At 45.7% G+C, this 20,512-nt stretch carries 16 protein-coding genes and 2 tRNA genes; 15 read left to right on the forward strand and 3 right to left on the reverse strand.

Going from position 1 to position 20,512, the window contains the following annotated elements; all coding sequences use genetic code 11:
• Nucleotides 1-60 precede the first annotated feature (60 nt).
• From rlmE to nlpI, 15 genes are all read left to right on the forward strand, one after another.
• Complete coding sequence (gene rlmE / locus OO774_RS03075; RefSeq protein ID WP_264904603.1) at nucleotides 61-690, forward strand: 23S rRNA (uridine(2552)-2'-O)-methyltransferase RlmE; 630 nt, start codon at nucleotides 61-63, stop codon at nucleotides 688-690.
• A 108-nt stretch (nucleotides 691-798) separates the two neighbouring features.
• On the forward strand, nucleotides 799-2,778 hold the full coding sequence (ftsH, locus tag OO774_RS03080) for an ATP-dependent zinc metalloprotease FtsH (RefSeq protein WP_264904605.1): 1,980 nt from the start codon (nucleotides 799-801) through the stop codon (nucleotides 2,776-2,778).
• Between the two features lie 52 nt (nucleotides 2,779-2,830).
• Nucleotides 2,831-3,664: a dihydropteroate synthase gene (gene folP, locus OO774_RS03085; protein WP_264904606.1), complete on the forward strand. Its 834-nt coding sequence runs from the start codon at nucleotides 2,831-2,833 to the stop codon at nucleotides 3,662-3,664.
• Between the two features lie 20 nt (nucleotides 3,665-3,684).
• Nucleotides 3,685-5,025 carry a phosphoglucosamine mutase gene (glmM, locus tag OO774_RS03090; protein ID WP_264904607.1) on the forward strand — a complete coding sequence of 447 codons (1,341 nt, stop codon included), beginning with the start codon at nucleotides 3,685-3,687 and terminating at the stop codon, nucleotides 5,023-5,025.
• A gap of 225 nt (nucleotides 5,026-5,250) precedes the next feature.
• Nucleotides 5,251-5,589, forward strand: coding sequence for a preprotein translocase subunit SecG (gene secG / locus OO774_RS03095; protein WP_264904609.1), 339 nt, complete (start codon nucleotides 5,251-5,253; stop codon nucleotides 5,587-5,589).
• A gap of 16 nt (nucleotides 5,590-5,605) precedes the next feature.
• A tRNA-Leu gene (locus OO774_RS03100) sits at nucleotides 5,606-5,689 on the forward strand.
• Between the two features lie 56 nt (nucleotides 5,690-5,745).
• Nucleotides 5,746-5,822 (forward strand) — tRNA-Met (locus OO774_RS03105).
• 226 nt (nucleotides 5,823-6,048) lie between these two features.
• Nucleotides 6,049-6,504 carry a ribosome maturation factor RimP gene (gene rimP, locus OO774_RS03110; protein ID WP_264904610.1) on the forward strand — a complete coding sequence of 152 codons (456 nt, stop codon included), beginning with the start codon at nucleotides 6,049-6,051 and terminating at the stop codon, nucleotides 6,502-6,504.
• A gap of 36 nt (nucleotides 6,505-6,540) precedes the next feature.
• Complete coding sequence (nusA, locus tag OO774_RS03115; RefSeq protein ID WP_264904612.1) at nucleotides 6,541-8,028, forward strand: transcription termination factor NusA; 1,488 nt, start codon at nucleotides 6,541-6,543, stop codon at nucleotides 8,026-8,028.
• Between the two features lie 20 nt (nucleotides 8,029-8,048).
• Nucleotides 8,049-10,766: a translation initiation factor IF-2 gene (infB, locus tag OO774_RS03120; RefSeq protein ID WP_264904614.1), complete on the forward strand. Its 2,718-nt coding sequence runs from the start codon at nucleotides 8,049-8,051 to the stop codon at nucleotides 10,764-10,766.
• A gap of 114 nt (nucleotides 10,767-10,880) precedes the next feature.
• Nucleotides 10,881-11,276 carry a 30S ribosome-binding factor RbfA gene (rbfA, locus tag OO774_RS03125; protein ID WP_014232884.1) on the forward strand — a complete coding sequence of 132 codons (396 nt, stop codon included), beginning with the start codon at nucleotides 10,881-10,883 and terminating at the stop codon, nucleotides 11,274-11,276.
• On the forward strand, nucleotides 11,276-12,220 hold the full coding sequence (truB, locus tag OO774_RS03130; protein ID WP_264904617.1) for a tRNA pseudouridine(55) synthase TruB: 945 nt from the start codon (nucleotides 11,276-11,278) through the stop codon (nucleotides 12,218-12,220). Before rbfA ends, truB begins: the two co-directional genes overlap by 1 nt.
• 148 nt (nucleotides 12,221-12,368) lie before the next feature.
• Nucleotides 12,369-12,638, forward strand: a complete 270-nt coding sequence (rpsO, locus tag OO774_RS03135) for a 30S ribosomal protein S15 (RefSeq protein ID WP_005380094.1) — start codon at nucleotides 12,369-12,371, stop codon at nucleotides 12,636-12,638.
• A 353-nt stretch (nucleotides 12,639-12,991) separates the two neighbouring features.
• Entirely contained in the window at nucleotides 12,992-15,127 is a 2,136-nt protein-coding gene (gene pnp, locus OO774_RS03140) for a polyribonucleotide nucleotidyltransferase (protein WP_264904627.1), read from the forward strand.
• A gap of 197 nt (nucleotides 15,128-15,324) precedes the next feature.
• Entirely contained in the window at nucleotides 15,325-16,242 is a 918-nt protein-coding gene (gene nlpI / locus OO774_RS03145; RefSeq protein WP_264904629.1) for a lipoprotein NlpI, read from the forward strand.
• A gap of 83 nt (nucleotides 16,243-16,325) precedes the next feature.
• On the opposite strand, the gene OO774_RS03150 is transcribed toward nlpI, so the two are convergent.
• The 3 genes from OO774_RS03150 to OO774_RS03160 all read right to left on the reverse strand — a co-directional run bounded on the left by OO774_RS03150 (nucleotide 16,326) and on the right by OO774_RS03160 (nucleotide 20,396).
• On the reverse strand, nucleotides 16,326-17,204 hold the full coding sequence (locus tag OO774_RS03150; RefSeq protein ID WP_264906052.1) for a U32 family peptidase: 879 nt from the start codon (nucleotides 17,202-17,204) through the stop codon (nucleotides 16,326-16,328).
• 20 nt (nucleotides 17,205-17,224) lie between these two features.
• Nucleotides 17,225-18,238: a peptidase U32 family protein gene (locus OO774_RS03155; RefSeq protein ID WP_264904631.1), complete on the reverse strand. Its 1,014-nt coding sequence runs from the start codon at nucleotides 18,236-18,238 to the stop codon at nucleotides 17,225-17,227.
• A 118-nt stretch (nucleotides 18,239-18,356) separates the two neighbouring features.
• Nucleotides 18,357-20,396 carry a bifunctional diguanylate cyclase/phosphodiesterase gene (locus OO774_RS03160; RefSeq protein ID WP_264904632.1) on the reverse strand — a complete coding sequence of 680 codons (2,040 nt, stop codon included), beginning with the start codon at nucleotides 20,394-20,396 and terminating at the stop codon, nucleotides 18,357-18,359.
• Between the last annotated feature and the right edge of the window lie 116 nt (nucleotides 20,397-20,512).

Consider the following 20,512-nt stretch of genomic DNA (forward strand, 5'->3'; position numbering starts at 1 on the left):
TGAGTAATAGGTTACGCCTATTAAAACAATAGCTCCTATTTGTGCCTTGTTAGGATTAAAATGAGTAAACAAAAACATTCAGCGAGTTCTGGTCGTTGGTTGAAAGAACACTTTGATGATAAATACGCGAACGAAGCTCGTAAAAAAGGTTACCGTTCACGTGCTTACTTCAAAATTGATGAAATACAAACCAAAGATAAGCTGTTAAAACCAGGTATGACCGTGGTCGATTTGGGCGCGGCACCAGGTGGTTGGTCCCAGTATGCTGCTAAAATAGTAGGAGATAGTGGACAAATTATTGCGTGTGATTTGTTACCAATGGATCCGATCGCTGGTGTAAGCTTTTTACAAGGTGACTTTCGTGACGATGCGGTATTAGATGCGTTGTTAGAAAGAATCCAGCCATCGATGGTGGATGTAGTAATGTCTGATATGGCACCTAACATTGCTGGTAATAACTCTGTCGATCAACCTAGAGCTATGTATTTAGTTGAATTAGCCTTAGATATGTGTCGACAAGTTCTAGCGCCTAATGGTAGCTTTGTTGCTAAAGTTTTCCAGGGTGAAGGCTTCGATCAGTACGTGAAAGAAGTCCGAGACATGTTTAAAGTCGTAAAAGTCAGAAAACCAGACTCATCGCGAGCTCGCTCTCGAGAGGTCTTTGTAGTAGCCACTGGTTACAAAGGTTAACCATTTTGCTCTATTAAGAGCGTGTTAACACTATGGCTACAGTCAATGAACTGTAGTACCCTACCTTTAATTACAATTAGTTATCGAGAGGCTTACACCTTGAGTGACATGGCAAAAAATTTAATTCTGTGGCTTGTTATCGCTGTCGTATTGATGTCGGTATTCCAGAGCTTTGGCCCTGGGGAAAGTAATGGCAGAACCGTGGATTACACCACGTTTGTACAGGAAGTTGGCCAAGGCCAGATTCAAGAAGCAACTTTTAAAGACGGTGAAATTAGCTTTATTCGTCGTGGCGGTGGGGCCAAAATGGTCACTTACATGCCAGTGTATGATCAAAAGCTTCTAGATGACCTAATTAACCAAAATGTGAAAGTGCAGGGTACACCTCCTGAAGAGCAAAGCTTGCTTGGCACTATCTTTATCTCTTGGTTCCCAATGATCTTACTGATTGGTGTATGGATCTTCTTCATGCGTCAAATGCAAGGTGGTGGCGGCAAAGGCGCCATGTCTTTCGGTAAGAGTAAAGCTCGAATGATGAGCGAAGAGCAGATCAAAACCACGTTTGCAGATGTTGCAGGCTGTGATGAAGCTAAAGAAGACGTAAAAGAGCTGGTTGATTACCTACGTGACCCAAGCCGTTTCCAGAAGTTGGGTGGTAAGATCCCAACAGGTGTTCTTATGGTTGGTCCTCCTGGTACAGGTAAAACCCTGCTTGCTAAAGCGATTGCTGGTGAAGCAAAAGTACCGTTCTTTACTATTTCGGGTTCTGACTTCGTTGAAATGTTCGTTGGTGTGGGTGCATCTCGTGTCCGTGACATGTTCGAACAAGCGAAAAAAGCATCACCTTGTATCATCTTTATCGATGAGATTGATGCGGTTGGTCGCCAACGTGGCGCTGGTGTAGGTGGTGGTCACGATGAGCGTGAGCAAACATTGAACCAAATGCTGGTTGAAATGGATGGTTTCGAAGGTAACGAAGGTATCATCGTTATCGCTGCGACTAACCGTCCAGACGTTCTTGACCCAGCATTGTTACGTCCTGGTCGTTTTGACCGTCAAGTCGTAGTAGGCCTACCAGACGTGCGTGGTCGTGAACAAATCCTTAAAGTTCACATGCGTAAAGTACCTCTGGCGGGTGACGTAGAGCCGTCTTTGATTGCACGTGGTACCCCGGGTTTCTCAGGTGCTGACTTAGCAAACCTAGTCAACGAAGCTGCGCTATTTGCGGCTCGTGGTAATAAACGCAACGTATCAATGGTTGAGTTTGAACTGGCTAAAGACAAAATCATGATGGGTGCAGAACGTCGCTCGATGGTGATGTCAGAAGAGACGAAAGCTTCAACAGCTTACCACGAAGCGGGCCACGCGATTGTTGGTCGTCTAGTTCCTGAGCATGATCCGGTGTATAAGGTATCTATTATTCCTCGTGGTCGTGCGCTAGGTGTGACAATGTACCTACCAGAACAAGACCGTGTGAGCATGTCTCGTCAGCACTTAGAGTCGATGATTTCTAGTCTGTATGGCGGCCGTCTTGCTGAAGAACTGATCTACGGTGCGGATAAAGTCTCAACAGGTGCTTCGAACGACATCGAACGTGCAACAGAGATTGCGCGTAAGATGGTGACGCAATGGGGCTTCTCTGAAAAACTTGGTCCACTATTGTATGCCGAAGATGAAGGTGAAGTATTCCTGGGACGTAGCGTAACTCAGACAAAACATATGTCTGATGATACCGCTAAGTTAATTGATGACGAAGTTCGCCAAATCATCGATCGTAACTACGACCGAGCGAAAAAGATTTTGGAAGACAATATGGATATCATGCATGCGATGAAAGATGCGCTAATGAAGTATGAAACCATAGACGCACACCAAATCGATGACCTCATGGAGCGTAAGTCTGAAATTCGTGAACCTGCTGGCTGGGGGGATAACGCTTCAAACAAACCTCAGGTGGATGATAAACCGCAAGCTGCGCCTGCAGCAAAAGAGGAAGAGAAAAAGGCTGATGCAGATAACGATGCAGAGCAGTCTACTTCCCAAGAAGCGGCTTCAGCTGACGTACCAGAAAAGAAAGATTCTGAATAACTATTGGTGATATTGATAAACCCCGAGTTCGCTCGGGGTTTTTGTATTTATTATGATTATTAAAGCAAAAAACAAATCTCTGGACCTTTCTCGTCCACACGTAATGGCCATCCTCAACGTCACACCAGATTCCTTCTCTGATGGAGGCAAGTTCAACTCTCTAGATTTAGCGCTTGCACGCGTTGAGGAAATGATAAAAGCAGGCGTTAGCATTATCGATGTTGGCGGTGAATCGACCCGACCAGGAGCACCTGAAGTCACTTTGGAAGATGAACTGGAAAGAGTAATTCCCGTCGTCAGAGCGATCAGAGCTCACTACCCAGATGTGTGGATCTCAGTCGATACCAGCAAAGCTGAAGTGATTCGCCAGTCCGTTGAAGCCGGAGCGGATCTGATCAATGACATTCGCTCTCTGACCGAGCCGGGCGCTTTGGAAGTCGCTGCTCAAGCAAACATACCGGTTTGCATCATGCATATGAAAGGTCAACCAAAGACCATGCAGCAGAACCCGCAATATGATGATCTCATGCAGGAAGTGGAGCAGTTTTTAGCTGAGCGAATGGCAGTATGCGAAGCGGCAGGTATTGCTCGTGAAAATATCATTCTTGACCCTGGTTTTGGCTTTGGCAAAACCATAGAACACAATTATCATATGCTGGCTCATCTTGAGAAGTTTCATAAATTTGGTTTACCTATATTAGCTGGCCTATCTCGTAAGTCGATGATTTTCAAATTGTTGGATAAGCCTGCGGCAGAATGCGCAAACGCCAGCGTCGTTTGTGCCACAATTGCAGCGATGAAAGGTGCACAGATCATTCGAGTACACGACTTTGAAGAAACGCTTGAAGCGATGAAAGTTGTTGAGATGACGAAGAACAATATTTAAAAAATAACAAAGGAAAGTTTATGTCTGATAAAAGACGTTACTTTGGTACCGATGGTGTGCGTGGTAAAGTTGGACAATATCCAATCACACCCGATTTCGTACTGAAACTTGGCTGGGCGGCTGGTCGCGTACTAGCGAAACAAGGCACAAAAAAAGTGATTATCGGTAAAGATACTCGCATATCTGGCTACATGTTGGAATCTGCTCTAGAAGCTGGTTTAGCGGCCGCAGGTCTTAAAGCGACGTTTACAGGACCAATGCCAACGCCAGCCGTTGCCTATTTAACCCAAACATTCAGAGCAGAAGCTGGGATTGTGATCTCGGCATCTCATAACCCTTACTACGATAACGGCATCAAGTTTTTCTCTTCTGAAGGCACTAAATTGCCGGACGATATTGAACTTGCGATCGAAGCGGAACTGGATAAAGAGATTGAATGTGTTGAGTCGGCTGAGCTGGGTAAAGCAACGCGTCTAAACGATGCGGCGGGTCGATACATTGAGTTTTGCAAAAGTACGTTCCCTTCTGCGCTGACTCTCTCAAGCCTTAAAATTGTGGTTGACTGTGCACATGGCGCGACTTACCACATCGCTCCTAATGTATTTAAAGAGCTGGGCGCAGAAATTATTGCGATGGGCGTTGAGCCTAATGGCACGAATATCAACGATGAAGTTGGCGCGACGGACGTACGTGCGTTACAAAAGCGTGTGGTAGAAGAGCAAGCGCACTTAGGATTGGCGTTTGATGGCGATGGTGATCGTCTGATCATGGTTGACCATTTAGGTAATAAAGTAGACGGTGACCAAATTGCTTACATCATCGCCAGAGATGCACTACGTCGTGGTGAGCTTAAAGGTGGTGTTGTTGGTACGCTGATGACTAACCTGGGTATGGAAAACGGCCTGAAGCAGTTAGGTATTCCGTTTGTGCGTGCTGCGGTAGGCGACCGCTACGTTATGGAGCAGTTACTTGCGAAAGGTTGGAAGATTGGTGCTGAGAACTCTGGCCATATTATCCTGCTTGATAAAGTCACAACCGGTGATGCAATTGTTGCTGCCTTACAGGTACTTGCTTCAATTATTGGTAGCGATATGTCGTTATACGATCTTTCTCAAGGAATGAAGCTATACCCGCAAGTTCTGGAAAATGTTCGTTTCTCTGGCGATATCAATCCACTAGAAGCAAAAGCCGTATTGGACTCTGTTGCTGAAGTGGAAGCTGAATTAGGCGATAAAGGTCGAGTGTTACTGCGTAAGTCGGGTACAGAGCCACTCATTCGCGTAATGGTCGAAGGCGAAGATGCGGAACTTGTGCAGAGCTCAGCATTGAAGATTGCTGAAGCGGTAAAAGCAAGTTTCTAATCATTGCTTTAACTTATTGAGTGAAAGAAAAGGGTATTTTTTGCCCTTTTTTTGAGCGTTCGGCTCACGGACGTTGTTTTTTTACTAATTTTCCCTTGTCAGCGTTAATGGCTTTCGCTAGTATTGCACCGCCTCCCGTTAGGAGGTCGCTAGCCTTGTTCATTTAATAAGATTGATTATTTTTGGGCGGCGCTGGCTCAACAATTTGGAACATAGGTGGAAAAAATGTTTACAGTTCTACTTGTGATTTACCTGTTGGCGGCGCTTGGTGTGATTGGCCTTGTGTTGATTCAACAAGGTAAAGGCGCAGATATGGGAGCCTCGTTCGGTGCTGGTGCTTCAAACACAGTGTTTGGTGCTAGCGGCTCAGGTAATTTCTTAACCCGAACAACTGCTATTTTAGCAACCGTATTTTTTGTCATTAGCTTGCTACTTGGTCGTATGTCTACGCACAAGACTGAGTCTCAATGGGTAGACCCAACGTTAGGTCAACCAGTTGTTGAACAAGTTAAGGACGCAGCGAGTGAAGTTCCAGCACCTACTGGTGATGAAATTCCTCAATAAGCTGCAAGGTTTTGATGCCGAGATGGTGAAATTGGTAGACACGCTAGCATGAGGTGCTAGTGCCTTTGGTGTGAGGGTTCGAGTCCCTCTCTCGGCACCATGTATTTACAAACTTGTAAATCACTTGTTTGCGAGTATAATGCTCAGCAAGTCGGACGCGGGGTGGAGCAGCTTGGTAGCTCGTCGGGCTCATAACCCGAAGGTCGTCGGTTCAAATCCGGCCCCCGCAACCAATCTCTTTCTTTGAATAAGAAATCGAGATTTGGCAAGTTTGCGTAGTACTAACCACACTACGAGTTAAGAATAGCTTTCTTATCTGTTCTTAACGTATCAGGGTCCAGCAGCATAAAACCCCGACTATCGGGGTTTTTTGTTATCTGAGTTTTTTAAATATCTCAGATTGCTGCTTGGTTTTTTGATTGGGCTCTGAGCCCTTTTTTTGTTTCTGGAGTGGTTTAAATGACTGGTTTAGAAAGACAACTTACTGAAATGCTTGAAGCTCCTGTTGAGGCGTCGGGCTATGAGTTGGTTGGATTAGAATTCATTCGAGCAGGCGCGCACTCAACGCTACGCATCTATATTGACCATGAAAATGGCATTAACGTGGACGACTGTGCAGAAGTTAGTCACCAAGTAAGTGCGGTATTAGACGTTGAAGATCCAATTTCGGTTGCTTACAGCCTAGAAGTGTCTTCTCCAGGTTTAGAAAGACCGCTTTTCAAAGCAGCACATTACGAGCAATTTATTGGTCACGAGGTCAGCATCGTTTTGAAAATGGCTGTAGCAAACCGTCGCAAGTGGAAAGGTATTATCCATGGCGTTGATGGCGAAACAGTGACAGTTACTGTTGATGGCCAGCAAGAAGAGTTTGCTTTAAGTAATATTTCAAAAGCTAACCTGATCCCTAAATTTTAGTTCCCTAAAAAAGTTTAAGCTTAGAGGCTAAATACAATGAGTAAAGAAATTTTAGCGGTAGCAGAAGCGGTATCGAACGAAAAGGCGGTACCTCGTGAGCGTATCTTTGAAGCTCTTGAGATTGCTCTAGCAACTTCTACAAAGAAAAAATACGAAATCGAAATCGACGTACGTGTTGCTATTGACCGTAAAACGGGTGAATTCGTGACTTACCGTCGCTGGTTGGTAGTAGACGATGTTGAAAACCCAACTAAAGAGATCTCTCTAGAAGCTGCACAGTATGAAGACGATTCAGTTGAGCTAGGCGACTACGTAGAAGACGAAATCCAATCAGTGACGTTTGACCGTATTACGACTCAAACGGCTAAGCAAGTGATCGTACAAAAAGTACGTGAAGCTGAGCGTGCACAAATCGTCGAGCAGTTCATCGACAACGAAGGTGATCTCATCACTGGTGTTGTTAAGAAAGTAAACCGCGAAACAATCGTACTTGACCTAGGTAATAACGCAGAAGCGGTAATCCTACGTGATGACCAACTTCCTCGTGAAAACTTCCGTCCGGGTGACCGTGTTCGTGGTCTTCTGTACAAAGTGGCTCCAGAAGCGCGTGGTTTCCAACTGTTCATCACTCGTTCTAAGCCAGAAATGTTGGCAGAACTGTTCCGTGTTGAAGTACCTGAAATCGCTGAAGACATCATCGAACTTAAAGGCGCAGCACGTGATCCTGGTTCTCGTGCGAAGATCGCAGTTAAGACTAACGACAAGCGTATTGACCCTGTTGGTGCGTGTGTTGGTATGCGTGGTGCACGTGTACAAGCGGTTTCTGGCGAGCTTGGTGGTGAGCGTATCGATATCGTACTTTGGGACGATAACCCAGCTCAGTTCGTTATCAACGCAATGGCTCCAGCCGACGTTGCTTCTATCATCGTTGATGAAGACGCGCACGCAATGGACATCGCTGTTGAAGCCGATAACCTAGCGCAAGCTATCGGTCGTAACGGCCAAAACGTTCGCCTAGCCTCTCAACTAACAGGTTGGGAACTGAACGTAATGACAGTGGCTGATCTGCAGAAGAAACACGCTGAAGAGTCACAAGCGTCGATTGAAAACTTCATGAAGTACCTTGATATCGAAGAGGACTTCGCACAACTACTTGTTGAAGAAGGTTTCTCAACATTAGAAGAAGTTGCCTACGTTCCAGTCAACGAACTGCTTGAAATCGATGGCCTGAATGAAGAGCTAATCGAAGAACTTCGTGGTCGTGCGAAAGATGCTCTAACAACGATTGCACTGGCTCAAGAAGAATCTTTCGAAGGCCTTGAGCCAGCAGAAGATCTGCTAGCACTTGAAGGTCTTGAGCGTGAGATGGCATTCAAATTGGCAGCAAAAGGTGTAGCGACACTGGAAGATCTTGCTGACCAAGGCATTGACGATTTAGAAGGTATTGAAGGCCTGACCGAAGAGCGTGCAGGTGAGCTAATTATGGCAGCACGTAACATCTGTTGGTTCGGCGAAGAAGCATAATTCAGCAAGGAGGAAGCGGCATGACACAATTAACAGTTAAAGCACTGAGTGATGAGATTGGTACGCCAGTCGACCGCTTGATTGAACAACTTGCTGACGCTGGCATTAAAAAGGCGAGCTCTGACAATGTTACTGATGAAGAGAAGCAGCAGCTTCTCTCTCATCTGAAAAAAGAACACGGTGATAAATCTGGCGATTCAGAGCCGACACGCCTTACGCTACAGCGTAAAACTCGTAGTACACTTAGTGTAAACGCGGGTGGTGGTAAGAGTAAGAATGTTCAGGTTGAGGTGCGCAAAAAACGTACATACGTGAAGCGCAGCACAATTGAAGATGAAGCGAAACGTGAAGCTGAAGAAGCAGCAAAACGTGAAGCAGAAGAAGCAGCAAAACGCGCAGCTGAAGAAGCCGCAAAGCGTGAAGCTGAAGAAGCTGCAAAACGTGAAGCAGAAGAAGCAGCAAAACGTGAAGCTGAAGAAAAAGCGAAACGTGAAGCTGAAGAAAAGGCGAAACGAGACGTTGATACGAATGCACAACGTGAAGCTGACGAAAAAGCGAAACGTGATGCTGAAGACAAAATTAAGCAAGAAGCAGCGCGAAAAGAGGCCGACGAGCTTAAACGCCGTCAGGAAGAAGAAGCTAAGCGTAAGGCTGAAGAGGAAAGTCAGCGCAAGCTTGAAGAAGCTCGCGAATTGGCTGAAAAGAATAAAGAGCGTTGGTCTGCTGCAGAAGAGAAAAAGGGTGATATGGAAGATACAGATTACCATGTAACGACTTCACAATACGCACGTGAAGCCGAAGATGAAGCAGATCGCAAAGTAGAAGGTGGTCGTCGTAAGAAGAAGAAACCTTCTAACAAAGATGATCAGGCACGTAACGGTAGCCGTAACCGTAGCCAACGTGGTGGTAAAGGCGGCCGTAAGGGCAAGCTAGCTAAGCCAACTTCAATGCAACACGGCTTCGATAAGTCAGCAACCGTTGCTAAACAAGACGTTGTGATCGGCGAGACAATCGTTCTATCTGAACTTGCTAACAAGATGTCGGTTAAAGCGACAGAAGTTATCAAAGTGATGATGAAGATGGGCGCAATGGCGACTATCAACCAGGTTATCGATCAAGAAACAGCACAACTTGTTGCTGAAGAAATGGGCCACAAGGTTGTTCTTCGCAAAGAGAACGAACTGGAAGAAGCAGTACTGTCTGATCGTGACACGAATGCAGAATCGGTTCCTCGTGCACCAGTTGTTACTATCATGGGTCACGTTGATCACGGTAAAACATCAACACTGGATTACATCCGTCGTACGCACGTTGCTTCAGGCGAAGCGGGTGGTATTACACAGCACATCGGTGCATACCACGTTGAAACTGAAAACGGCATGATCACTTTCCTTGATACTCCTGGACACGCGGCGTTTACTGCTATGCGTGCACGTGGTGCTCAAGCGACAGATATCGTTGTTCTAGTTGTAGCTGCAGATGATGGTGTAATGCCTCAAACGGTTGAAGCTATCCAGCACGCGAAAGCGGCAGGTGTTCCTTTGATCGTAGCAGTGAACAAGATCGACAAAGAAGGTGCTAACCCAGACAACGTTAAGAACGAACTGGCACAGTACGATGTTATTCCTGAAGAGTGGGGCGGTGAGAACATTTTCGTTCACATCTCTGCGAAACAAGGAACTAACATTGACGCGCTTCTAGAGTCAATCCTTCTGCAATCTGAAGTTCTAGAACTTACAGCTGTTGCTGAAGGCATGGCGTCAGGCGTAGTGGTAGAATCTCGTCTAGATAAAGGTCGTGGTCCAGTAGCAACAGTACTTGTTCAGGCTGGTACGCTAAACAAAGGCGATATCGTTCTTTGTGGTCAAGAATACGGCCGTGTTCGTGCAATGCGCGATGAACTAGGTCAGGAAATCACAGAAGCTGGTCCGTCAATCCCTGTAGAGATCCTAGGTCTTTCTGGTGTACCTGCTTCAGGTGACGAAGCAACAGTGGTACGTGACGAGCGTAAAGCACGTGAAGTTGCTAACTACCGTGCTGGTAAGTTCCGTGAAGTGAAACTGGCTCGTCAGCAGAAATCTAAACTAGAGAACATGTTCTCTAACATGACTGCTGGTGAAGTTGCTGAACTGAACGTGGTTCTTAAGGCTGACGTACAAGGTTCTGTGGAAGCTATCGCAGACTCACTAGTGAAACTGTCAACTGACGAAGTTAAAGTGAACATCGTTGGTTCTGGTGTTGGTGGTATTACGGAAACTGACGTAGTACTAGCAGAAGCTTCAAACGCAATCATTCTTGGCTTTAACGTACGTGCGGATGCATCAGCTCGTCGTGCCGTTGAAGCAGCAGCGGTTGACCTACGTTACTACTCAATCATTTACCAATTGATTGACGAAGTGAAACAGGCGATGGGCGGTATGCTTGCTCCAGAATTCAAGCAAGAGATCATTGGTCTTGCTGAAGTTCGTGACGTGTTTAAGTCACCGAAACTGGGCGCAATTGCCGGCTGTATGGTTACTGAAGGTCTTATTAAGCGTAACAACCCAATCCGCGTACTGCGTGATAACGTTGTTATCTACGAAGGTGAACTAGAGTCACTACGTCGCTTTAAAGATGACGTTCAAGAAGTTAAGAATGGCTACGAGTGTGGTATCGGCGTTAAGAACTACAACGATGTTCGCGTTGGCGACCAAATCGAAGTATTCGAAATCGTTGAAATCAAACGTACTCTAGACTAATTGACTAAGATTACTCGTATTATCTTTGATAGATAAGTAGTAATTGGTTGTTGAATACACCATGGGGGGCTGGCTTAGACCAACCCCCCATTCTTTCTATATAAGAGAAAAGATATGTCAAAAGAATTTAGCCGCACGCAGCGCGTTTCACAACAGCTGCAAAAAGAACTTGCCATGATCCTTCAACGTGAAGTTCGTGACTCACGTCTGGGTATGGTTACTATCTCAGATGTTGAAGTATCGCGTGATCTTGCCTACGCAAAAGTATTTGTTACTTTCCTATGTGTTGGTGAGCAAACACCTGAATCATGTCTGGCTGCGCTACGTGAGCATGAAGTGCATATTCGCATGATGCTAGGTAAGCGTATTCGTCTGCGTCTTACTCCAGAAATTCGTTTCCACTACGACAATACTCTTGTTGAAGGTATGCGCATGTCTAACCTTGTGTCTGAAGTGGTGAGTGCAGACAAGCAGAAGCAAAAAGATTCTGGTCGTGAGGACGAAGAATAATGGCTCGTCGTCGTAAAGGTCGTCCAATCAATGGCGTTATCCTGTTAGATAAACCGACAGGTATCTCATCTAATGATGCGTTGCAAAAAGTTAAGCGCATTTACTTCGCTGAAAAAGCGGGTCATACGGGTGCATTGGATCCTCTAGCGACGGGCATGTTGCCGATCTGTTTGGGAGAGGCAACAAAGTTTTCTCAGTTCCTATTGGATTCAGACAAACGCTACCGTGTGATTGCGAAACTGGGTGAGCGTACCAACACATCAGATTCTGATGGTGAAGTGGTAGAAACTCGTCCGGTTGATGTGGATCTTGCCAAGCTTGAAGCGTGCATTGACAAATTCCGTGGTGAATCGGATCAAGTGCCTTCAATGTTTTCAGCGTTGAAATACCAAGGTAAACCGCTGTACGAGTATGCTCGTAAGGGCATAGAAGTACCTCGTGAGTCGCGTAAGATTACGGTTTACGAAATCATTCTTCATCGTTTTGAAGGGGATGAAGTCGAGATGGAAGTACACTGCTCAAAAGGTACTTACATCCGTACTATCGTCGATGACCTTGGGGAAATGCTAGGCTGTGGTGCTCATGTCACCATGCTGCGTCGTACTGGTGTTGCTAAGTACCCATATGAGAAGATGGTGACGCTTGAGCAACTTAATGAGTTACTTGAGCAAGCACACCGTCAAGAGGTCGCGCCTCGTGAACTTCTCGATCCGCTACTTATGCCTATGGACACAGCAGTAGAAGACTTACCAGAAGTAAACCTGATTCCAGAGCTAGCAGATATGGTTCAACATGGCCAGCCAGTTCAGGTAAGTGGCGCGCCTACAGAAGGCTCTCTTCGCCTTACTATGGGAGAAGAACGCTTATTTATCGGCGTTGGTGAGATGAATAACGACGGAAAAATCGCACCAAAACGTTTGGTGGTTTTCCGCGACGAAGAGTAATCTTGCAGGATTCCAAAAATACCGGCACTAAGGCCGGTATTTTTTATTGCGTGAATGCAGAAACTTCCCTATAATTCGCGCTTCTCGTGTCGGCTGAATCAGAGATTGGCTGGCACAAATATTAACTTACTCTTATTAGGAGAGAATTATGTCTCTGAATGCAGAAACTAAAGCAGCAATCGTTGCAGAATACGCTCAAGGTGAAGGCGATACTGGTTCACCAGAAGTTCAAGTAGCTCTACTTACCGCTTCTATCAACCACCTACAAGGTCACTTCAAAGCGCACAAAGGCGATCACCACAGCCGTCGTGGTCTTCTTCGTATGGTTTCTCGTCGTCGTAAGCTTCTAGATTACCTAAAAGGTAAAAATCTAGCTCGCTACCAAGACCTAATCAAGCGTCTAGGCCTACGTCGCTAATCAGCGACTGCATAGCAGTTTGTCTAAAAAGGGGCTTTATGCCCCTTTTTTGTTGCCCGTTACTTATTTTGACTGCGATAGCTTAGCCAAATCATCCTTAAGCCGTTATAATACTGGCGGCTTAATCTTTTGCTACGGTTCTGGATAAGTGAATGACCACTGTATAGAACAGTACATCAGATTTTTCACTAAACTCATTGCATTACAGTCAACCTCGTCGACCAAAAGGTCGCGGCTATTAAAAGGAAATTTGTTTGAATTTCTTTTCACTAGTCGCGATTCGTAATGCCTTGAGTGTTTATTAACACACCTAAGCGGCTGATTGTCAGCGCGTTTAGAAACAAGGAATAACAATGTTCGAAAAACCAGTTGTTAAAACGTTCCAGTACGGTAACCACACGGTTACTCTAGAAACTGGCGTTATTGCACGTCAAGCTACAGCAGCAGTTATGGTTACAATGGACGATACAGCCGTATTCGTTTCAGTTGTAGGTAAGAAAGAAGCCGTTGCTGGTCAAGACTTCTTCCCTCTAACAGTAAACTACCAAGAGCGTACTTACGCGGCAGGTAAAATCCCAGGTGGTTTCTTCAAGCGTGAAGGTCGTCCATCTGAAGGCGAAACGCTAACAGCTCGTCTAATCGACCGTCCAATCCGCCCACTATTCCCGGATTCATTCAAGAACGAAGTGCAAGTTATTGCGACGGTTGTGTCTGTAAACCCAGACGTTCAACCAGATATCCCAACCATGATTGGTACTTCTGCGGCACTAGCTATCTCTGGTATCCCATTCAACGGTCCTATCGGTGCAGCACGTGTTGGTCACATTGACGGTCAACTTGTTCTTAACCCAAGCCAAACAGAGCTAGATGCATCTCGTCTGGATCTTGTTGTTGCAGGTACAGAATCTGCGGTACTAATGGTTGAGTCAGAAGCTGACAACCTAACTGAAGAAGAAATGCTAGCGGCGGTTGTTTACGGTCACGATCAACAACAAGTTGTTATCAACGCAATCAACGAGTTCAAAGCTGAAGTTGCTACTCCTGCTTGGGATTGGGTTGCTCCTGAAGAGAACACAGCACTTAACAACAAGATTGCTGAACTAGCAGAAGCGAAGCTTGTTGAGGCTTACCAAATTACTGAGAAGATGGCTCGTTACGACCGTATCCACGCGATCGCAGCAGAAGTTAACGAAGTGCTACTTGCTGAAGATCCAGAAGCGGACACGAAAGAAATCCACACTATCTTCCATGACCTAGAGAAGACAGTTGTACGTCGTAGCATCATCGCGGGTAACCCACGTATCGATGGTCGTGAGAAAGATATGGTTCGTGCGCTAGACGTACGTACTGGTATTCTTCCACGTACTCATGGTAGCGCGCTATTCACTCGTGGTGAAACTCAGGCTATCGTTACAGCAACTCTTGGTACGCAGCGTGACGCGCAAATCATTGATGAGCTGACAGGTGAGCGTAAAGATCACTTCCTACTACACTACAACTTCCCTCCATACTGTGTAGGTGAAACTGGTTTTGTAGGTTCTCCAAAGCGTCGTGAAATCGGCCACGGTAAACTGGCTAAGCGTGGTATTGCTGCAGTAATGCCATCTGTAGATGAGTTCCCATACACAGTTCGTGTAGTATCAGAAATCACAGAATCTAACGGTTCTTCTTCAATGGCTTCTGTATGTGGTACGTCTCTAGCGCTTATGGATGCGGGTGTGCCAATCAAAGCGTCTGTTGCAGGTATCGCAATGGGTCTTGTGAAAGAAGGCGACGACTTCGTGGTTCTTTCTGACATTCTGGGTGACGAAGACCACCTAGGTGACATGGACTTTAAAGTAGCAGGTACTCAATCTGGTATCACTGCACTTCAAATGGACATCAAGATCGAAGGTATCACTAAAGAGATCATGCAAATTGCGCTTAACCAAGCTCAAGGCGCACGTAAGCACATCCTATCTGTAATGGATGAAGCTATCTCTGGTGCTCGTGATGATATCTCTGAATTTGCTCCTCGTATCCATACGATGAAGATCAGTGCTGAGAAGATCAAAGACGTTATCGGTAAAGGTGGTGCTGTTATCCGTGCTCTAACTGAAGAGACTGGTACAACTATCGAAATCGAAGACGACGGCACAATCAAGATTGCTGCAACGGAAGGTACCGCTGCGAAAGAAGCGATCCGCCGTATTGAAGAGATCACTGCTGAAGTTGAAGTAGGCCGTATCTACACGGGTAAAGTCGCACGTCTTGCTGACTTTGGTGCATTTGTTACTATCCTTCCAGGTAAAGATGGCCTAGTACACATTTCTCAAATCGCAGAAAAACGTGTTGAGAAAGTGTCAGACTACCTAACTGAAGGTCAGGAAGTTCAAGTTAAAGTTCTTGAAATCGACCGTCAGGGCCGTGTACGTCTAAGCATGAAAGAAGCAGTAGAAAAGCCAGCTGAAGAAGCAGCGGCTGAAGCGCCTGCAGCTAAAGACGAGTAATCCAATACTCGACTTTCGGTCTTTTATTAGCTTAAGGGCCTGAAAGCATGCTATAAAAGGGGAGCATTTTTGCTCCCTTTTTTTGTTTTGTTTCGAAGAGTTTACCCTCAGGTGAGGCAAATTATTCTACTATTGCATATAAAGATAAGGCATTAAGAGAAACAGATTCGGAGCAGTCCAAACAGGAGTATCAATTAGTGAAATGGTTTCAAACCGCAAGTTTATGTGTTGCTATCGTGCTGACCGGTTGCGCAAATACTTCTCAGCAATCGACCCAGAAGTGGGTTTACCCACCAATGGCGGTCCCTCTGCAGCCTAGTGTACAGCAAGAAGTTCAAATTGCGCGTTTATCTCAGCTTCTACAACGTCCTGATCTCAGTGATGAAGTTCGTGCCAAAATGCACTACGAACGCGGCAATTACTACGACAGTGTCGGCCTACGTGATCTTGCCCGTTTGGATTTCAACCAATCTTTACAATTGAACCCGGCTCAACCGGATATTTTCAATCTACTAGGGGTGTATTTTACTCAGGTTGGCGAATTTGATGCGGCTTATGAGGCTTTTGATTCGACCTTAGAACTGGCCCCTGATAATACCTATGCGGAAAGAAATCGTGCTATCGCGTTGTACTATGGTGGACGGATTGAACTCGCTCTAGAAGACATGAATAAGCACTATGAAGAGATGCCAAGCGATCCATTCCGTGCGTTGTGGCTCTACATCATTGAATCCGAGCAGGATCAACAACAAGCAAAAGCAAACCTGAAGAAGCACTATCAACGAGATCGCAGTCAAGAATGGGGATGGGTCTTGGTTGCGATAATGCTGCGTGACGTCTCAGACGAGCAGGCGCTAAAAATGATCATGGATGGCACAAGAGAAAATTACCGCCTTGCTGAGCGACTTACTGAAACTTATTTCTACCTTGGGAAACGTCATCAACTTGAAGGTGACGTTGCTGGTGCTATTTCACTGTATAAGCTGGCGATATCCTTCAACGTTTATGATTACGTAGAGCACCGATATTCATTTATTGAGCTAGCGCAGATTTATGAACAGTTACAGCAGGACAGGATGGCTAAGCTGAAAGCCGAGCAACAGCAAGAGAATTAGTCTAAAGCTGCCCACACAGTAAATGCCGTTCGCGATTGAACGAACGGCTTTAAGGCGTCAATCTCGCTTGGTTACTTCTAGAACTAGATATTTTTCACGTCCAGACCTGCCAATTGGTGCCAGTAACCATTGCATTGACGACTTTCGAGTTTCCGAGGATTTTCGCCTTTTTCATTAGCGCGAAATTGCTCTAATTCCGATAAGGTGCTTATACCAAGTGGGCTAAGTCGTACTACATCCACCAATCCTTGCATGCCAGGTAAGTCATTGATTAAGTTGTAGCAGTAACCAGATTGAGTTTGGATACCATTAAGGTTGAACACTTCTTGGCCTTCCTGGCTGCTGACTTGAATGCCTGTTGGGTACTTGATGCAGCACGTCTCGCAATCGTCTTTTGCACGGTTCTCTGCACGAGCCGTAAAGCAGCGCGCAGAGTAGGCTAATGGCAGATAGCCATGACTGAACACTTCCACTTCAAACTTATTGCGGATACCAAGGCTCTCACATTGCGCTAATGTATCACCTAACCAATCACGCGACAGTTCAACGGGCATACACCAGCGAGTCATCCCTTGTTTGAGAAATAGGTTCAGGGTATGGGCATTGTAGGTATTTATTGCCGGGCCAACGACAAATGGCACTCGGTGCTCTGCTGCGAGCTGAACCGCTGAAACATCATTGGCTTCGATGGCGAAATCACCATTATCGATGTACTTCTTCATGATGTTGACTTCACTTGGAGCTTCTAGCAAAGCCATGGTTGAGAGCACGACCTGTTTACCGGCTGCTGAGAGGTCTTTCGCGATCTCAAACCAATGGGCTGGTTTCATCTCTCGACGTTTAGAGCAGACACTCTCCCCTAAATAAATGATGTCCGCGGTACTCTCTTTTGCTTGCTGATAGAAGGCTTCTACATCTTGTTTGGGCCAGAAATAGAGCAATGGACCCAGTGCGTATTTCATTGAATTATCCATCTTAACCCCTATTGCCATTGACGGTGATAAGCACCTAAAGTGGTTTGTGTGCCTTCAGAAACATTGGCCAGTGCCGCATTCCAGGCCGCTTCCACTTGGTAAGCTTCAGGGTTGGCCTGGTAGCGATCAATCGCCGCTCGCCAGGTGCGAGTCACTTGTTCCACATAAGCTGGGCTGCGCTGACGGCCTTCGATTTTCACCGATGCTACGTTAGCGGCAAAAAGTTCAGGAAGCATCGAAAGGGTATTTAAGCTCGTAGGCTCTTCCAGTGCGTGGTAGCGTTTTATTTCACCTTCGATCTCAGCCTCAAAACGGCCCTTACATAAGGTCGGATAACCGGCATTTTCACCGTCACTGTAACGATCGATCAGAATGTTGTTGAGTCGGGACTCCAATCCTTGCTCGGTCTCTTGCCAGCGCACGTACTTAGCCGGAGAACAAGCGCCTACCGTGTTTGGTGATTCACCAGTCATGTAAGACGACAGATAACAACGGCCTTCAGACATGATGCACAAACTACCAAAGGCGAACACCTCCAGTTCTACATCACTGGTGATATTGCGCGACAACTGTTTAACCTGATGAATAGACAGCACTCGTGGCAGTACGACACGTTTAACGTTGAAATTCTGTTTATAGAACTCAATGGCTGCGACATTGGTGGCAGAGGCTTGTACTGAGAGATGAAGTTCTAACTCTGGGTATTTTCGAGCGGCATACTCCAATACCGCAATGTCTGCGACGATCAGAGCATCAACACCTAATGAGGCGGCGTTGTCTACGGCATTTGTCCAGCGTTCAAATCCATTAGGGTGGGCAAATGTGTTGAGTGCTACGTGGATTTTTTTATCGCGGTCGTGAACGTATTGCACCGCTTTCTCTAGCTTCTTGCCATGAAAGTTTAACCCAGCAAAGTGACGTGCATTGGTATCGTCTTTAAAACCGATGTATACGGCATCTGCACCACAATCAATCGCTGTCTTTAATGCAGGCAGGTTGCCTGCAGGACACAAGAGTTCCATATGCTCATAATCATTGAGAAAAAGGTGTCCGCATTTTATGAAGAAATATGAATAGCAAAATTGACCTAAGTTAGGTTTAGCTCAATAAACTCAATATTTACTCTTTGGGAGTAACGAGTCAGTTCTTGTGACGACGGTTTTGCACAAAGAGCTCTTCAATTTCGTGTTTCGGCTGTGGTCGATAAAAGTGGAAGCCCTGAATAGAATGACATTGCAGGTTTGAAAGCAACGTCGCTTGCTGATGGGTTTCGACCCCTTCCGCAACCACGGATAAATCGAGTGATTTACCTAAATTGATAATGTTTTCGATCACGGTCACTTGCTTAGGTAGGGTGTCAATATCACTAATAAAAGCGCGGTCGATTTTTAGCTCATCAATGGGGAAGCGGGCTAAGTAAGAGAGAGACGAATAGCCAGTTCCAAAGTCATCAATAGACAAGGCAAACCCCAGTTTTTTGATGGCGTTTAGCATTTGCAGTGTATGTTCACTGTCGCTCATTACCGCACTTTCTGTAAGCTCAAAGGTAATACAACTTGGGTCGAGGTCGGTAGTACGTAGTAACTTTTCCATAAAGTCGATCAGTTGTGGGTTGCCAAACTGCTCGGGCGATAAGTTAATCGCGACGCGCCCTGGCAAAACGCTTTGCTGCTTCCAGCGTTTTACTGTATTGAAAACATCACGCATTACCACTCGTCCCAGGTGCTCGATCAATCCAGCTCGCTCGGCAACGGGAATGAATGCACCAGGGCTAATGTAGCCTTCTACAGGGTGTTTCCAGCGTACCAAGGCTTCCGCACCGTTGATACTGAAATCACGCGCGTTTACTTTTGGCTGATACCACACTTCCAAACCATTTTGCTGCAGTGCTTTTTGTAGCTCAATTTCCAGCCATAAACGCATTCGTGCTTCTTTATTCATCTGATCGTTAAATTTGATCAGGCGGTTTCGCCCCCGATCTTTCGCCTCGTACATAGCAGTATCGGCGTTTTGCAGCAGAATTCGGGCATCTTGGCCATCCTCTGGATAGCGAACGCTACCAATAGAGCAAGCAAGCCGTTTACTAAAGTGATGCAAGTCGAAAGGTTGGTTGATTAGAGAAATAATCCTATCCGAGAGGATTTCAGCCATCCGAGCATTTTCTGGCTCAGGTAACAAAATACCGAATTCATCACTGCCAAGGTGACCAATGATTGCCTGACTTGGCAATAAACGCTTTAGACGTGCTGAGACTTCTTGAATTACTTTGTCACCAATATGATGACCAAGTGAGTCATTGATATTTTTGAAATTATCAATATCCAGATAGAAGAGCAGTAGTGGCGTCTTCTTTTTGAGCAGTTGTTCCAGGCGTTTAGTAAAACCAAAACGATTGTACAATTTGGTCAGTGAATCAATATTTGCGTCTTCGCCCGATGCCGTTGATAAATGCTTTGGCGCATTGTCGGCATCTTGAATCAGAATAATTTGTGATGCACTACCCAATATGGCAGCTGAATCCGCATGAAGTTGTACTTTGCGCTCAAACCCACATCGCGCGCTGGTTAAGCAAACAAAAGGCTTGTCAGAAATCAGGGTACTTAAAGGGTGACCGAAGACTTTTTTGGTAGTTTCATCAATGAACAAGCGGCTAAGCTTTTCCCCAAGCAGATCGTGAGGCGAGTTTATCCCGAGTAATCTAGCCGAAGCCGGGTTTGCCGAAATGATGACATCTTCTTCGATAAGCAATAAACCATCGGGTAAAAGTTGGGTTAATTTGGCAAACTTGCTTTCTGACTCTTCTAGTGAGCGAGCAAGGATTTGTTTCTCTGAGGTATCGACAGCATGAAAAACCACAAACCGGATATCACTGTCTTCATAAACGGGTGACAAACTAAAATGAAGGCTGGACTCTAGGTCGGTTTCATCCAGAGTAATCTCTGCTTCTACATGTGAACCATCGAACGCACGTTGATAATAAGGGGCGAGTTTTTTGTAGAACTGCTCTCCTAAAACATGAACGTCGTTGAGTCCTATGAGCTCTTCATTACTCAATCCGGCGATATCACAATAGCGCTCATTCACCATTCGATAATTATGTTTCTTATCAAGGATGGCGAAAAAGAAAGGGCTATTTGAGGTTAGCGTGGCAAACCAATGTTGTAATTGCTGGGAAGGCATTAGGTTGTTACCGATCTCCGATGAGCCAGATTATTCATCCGCTTTAAACGTACTAGTTGAGAAAGTTCGCGCCGGTGAAGTTCAATGCATGAGTCTACCACAACTTGTTAAGTCAT

It is taken from the genome of Vibrio sp. STUT-A11 (genome assembly GCF_026000435.1).
In the GTDB taxonomy this organism is placed as follows: domain Bacteria; phylum Pseudomonadota; class Gammaproteobacteria; order Enterobacterales; family Vibrionaceae; genus Vibrio.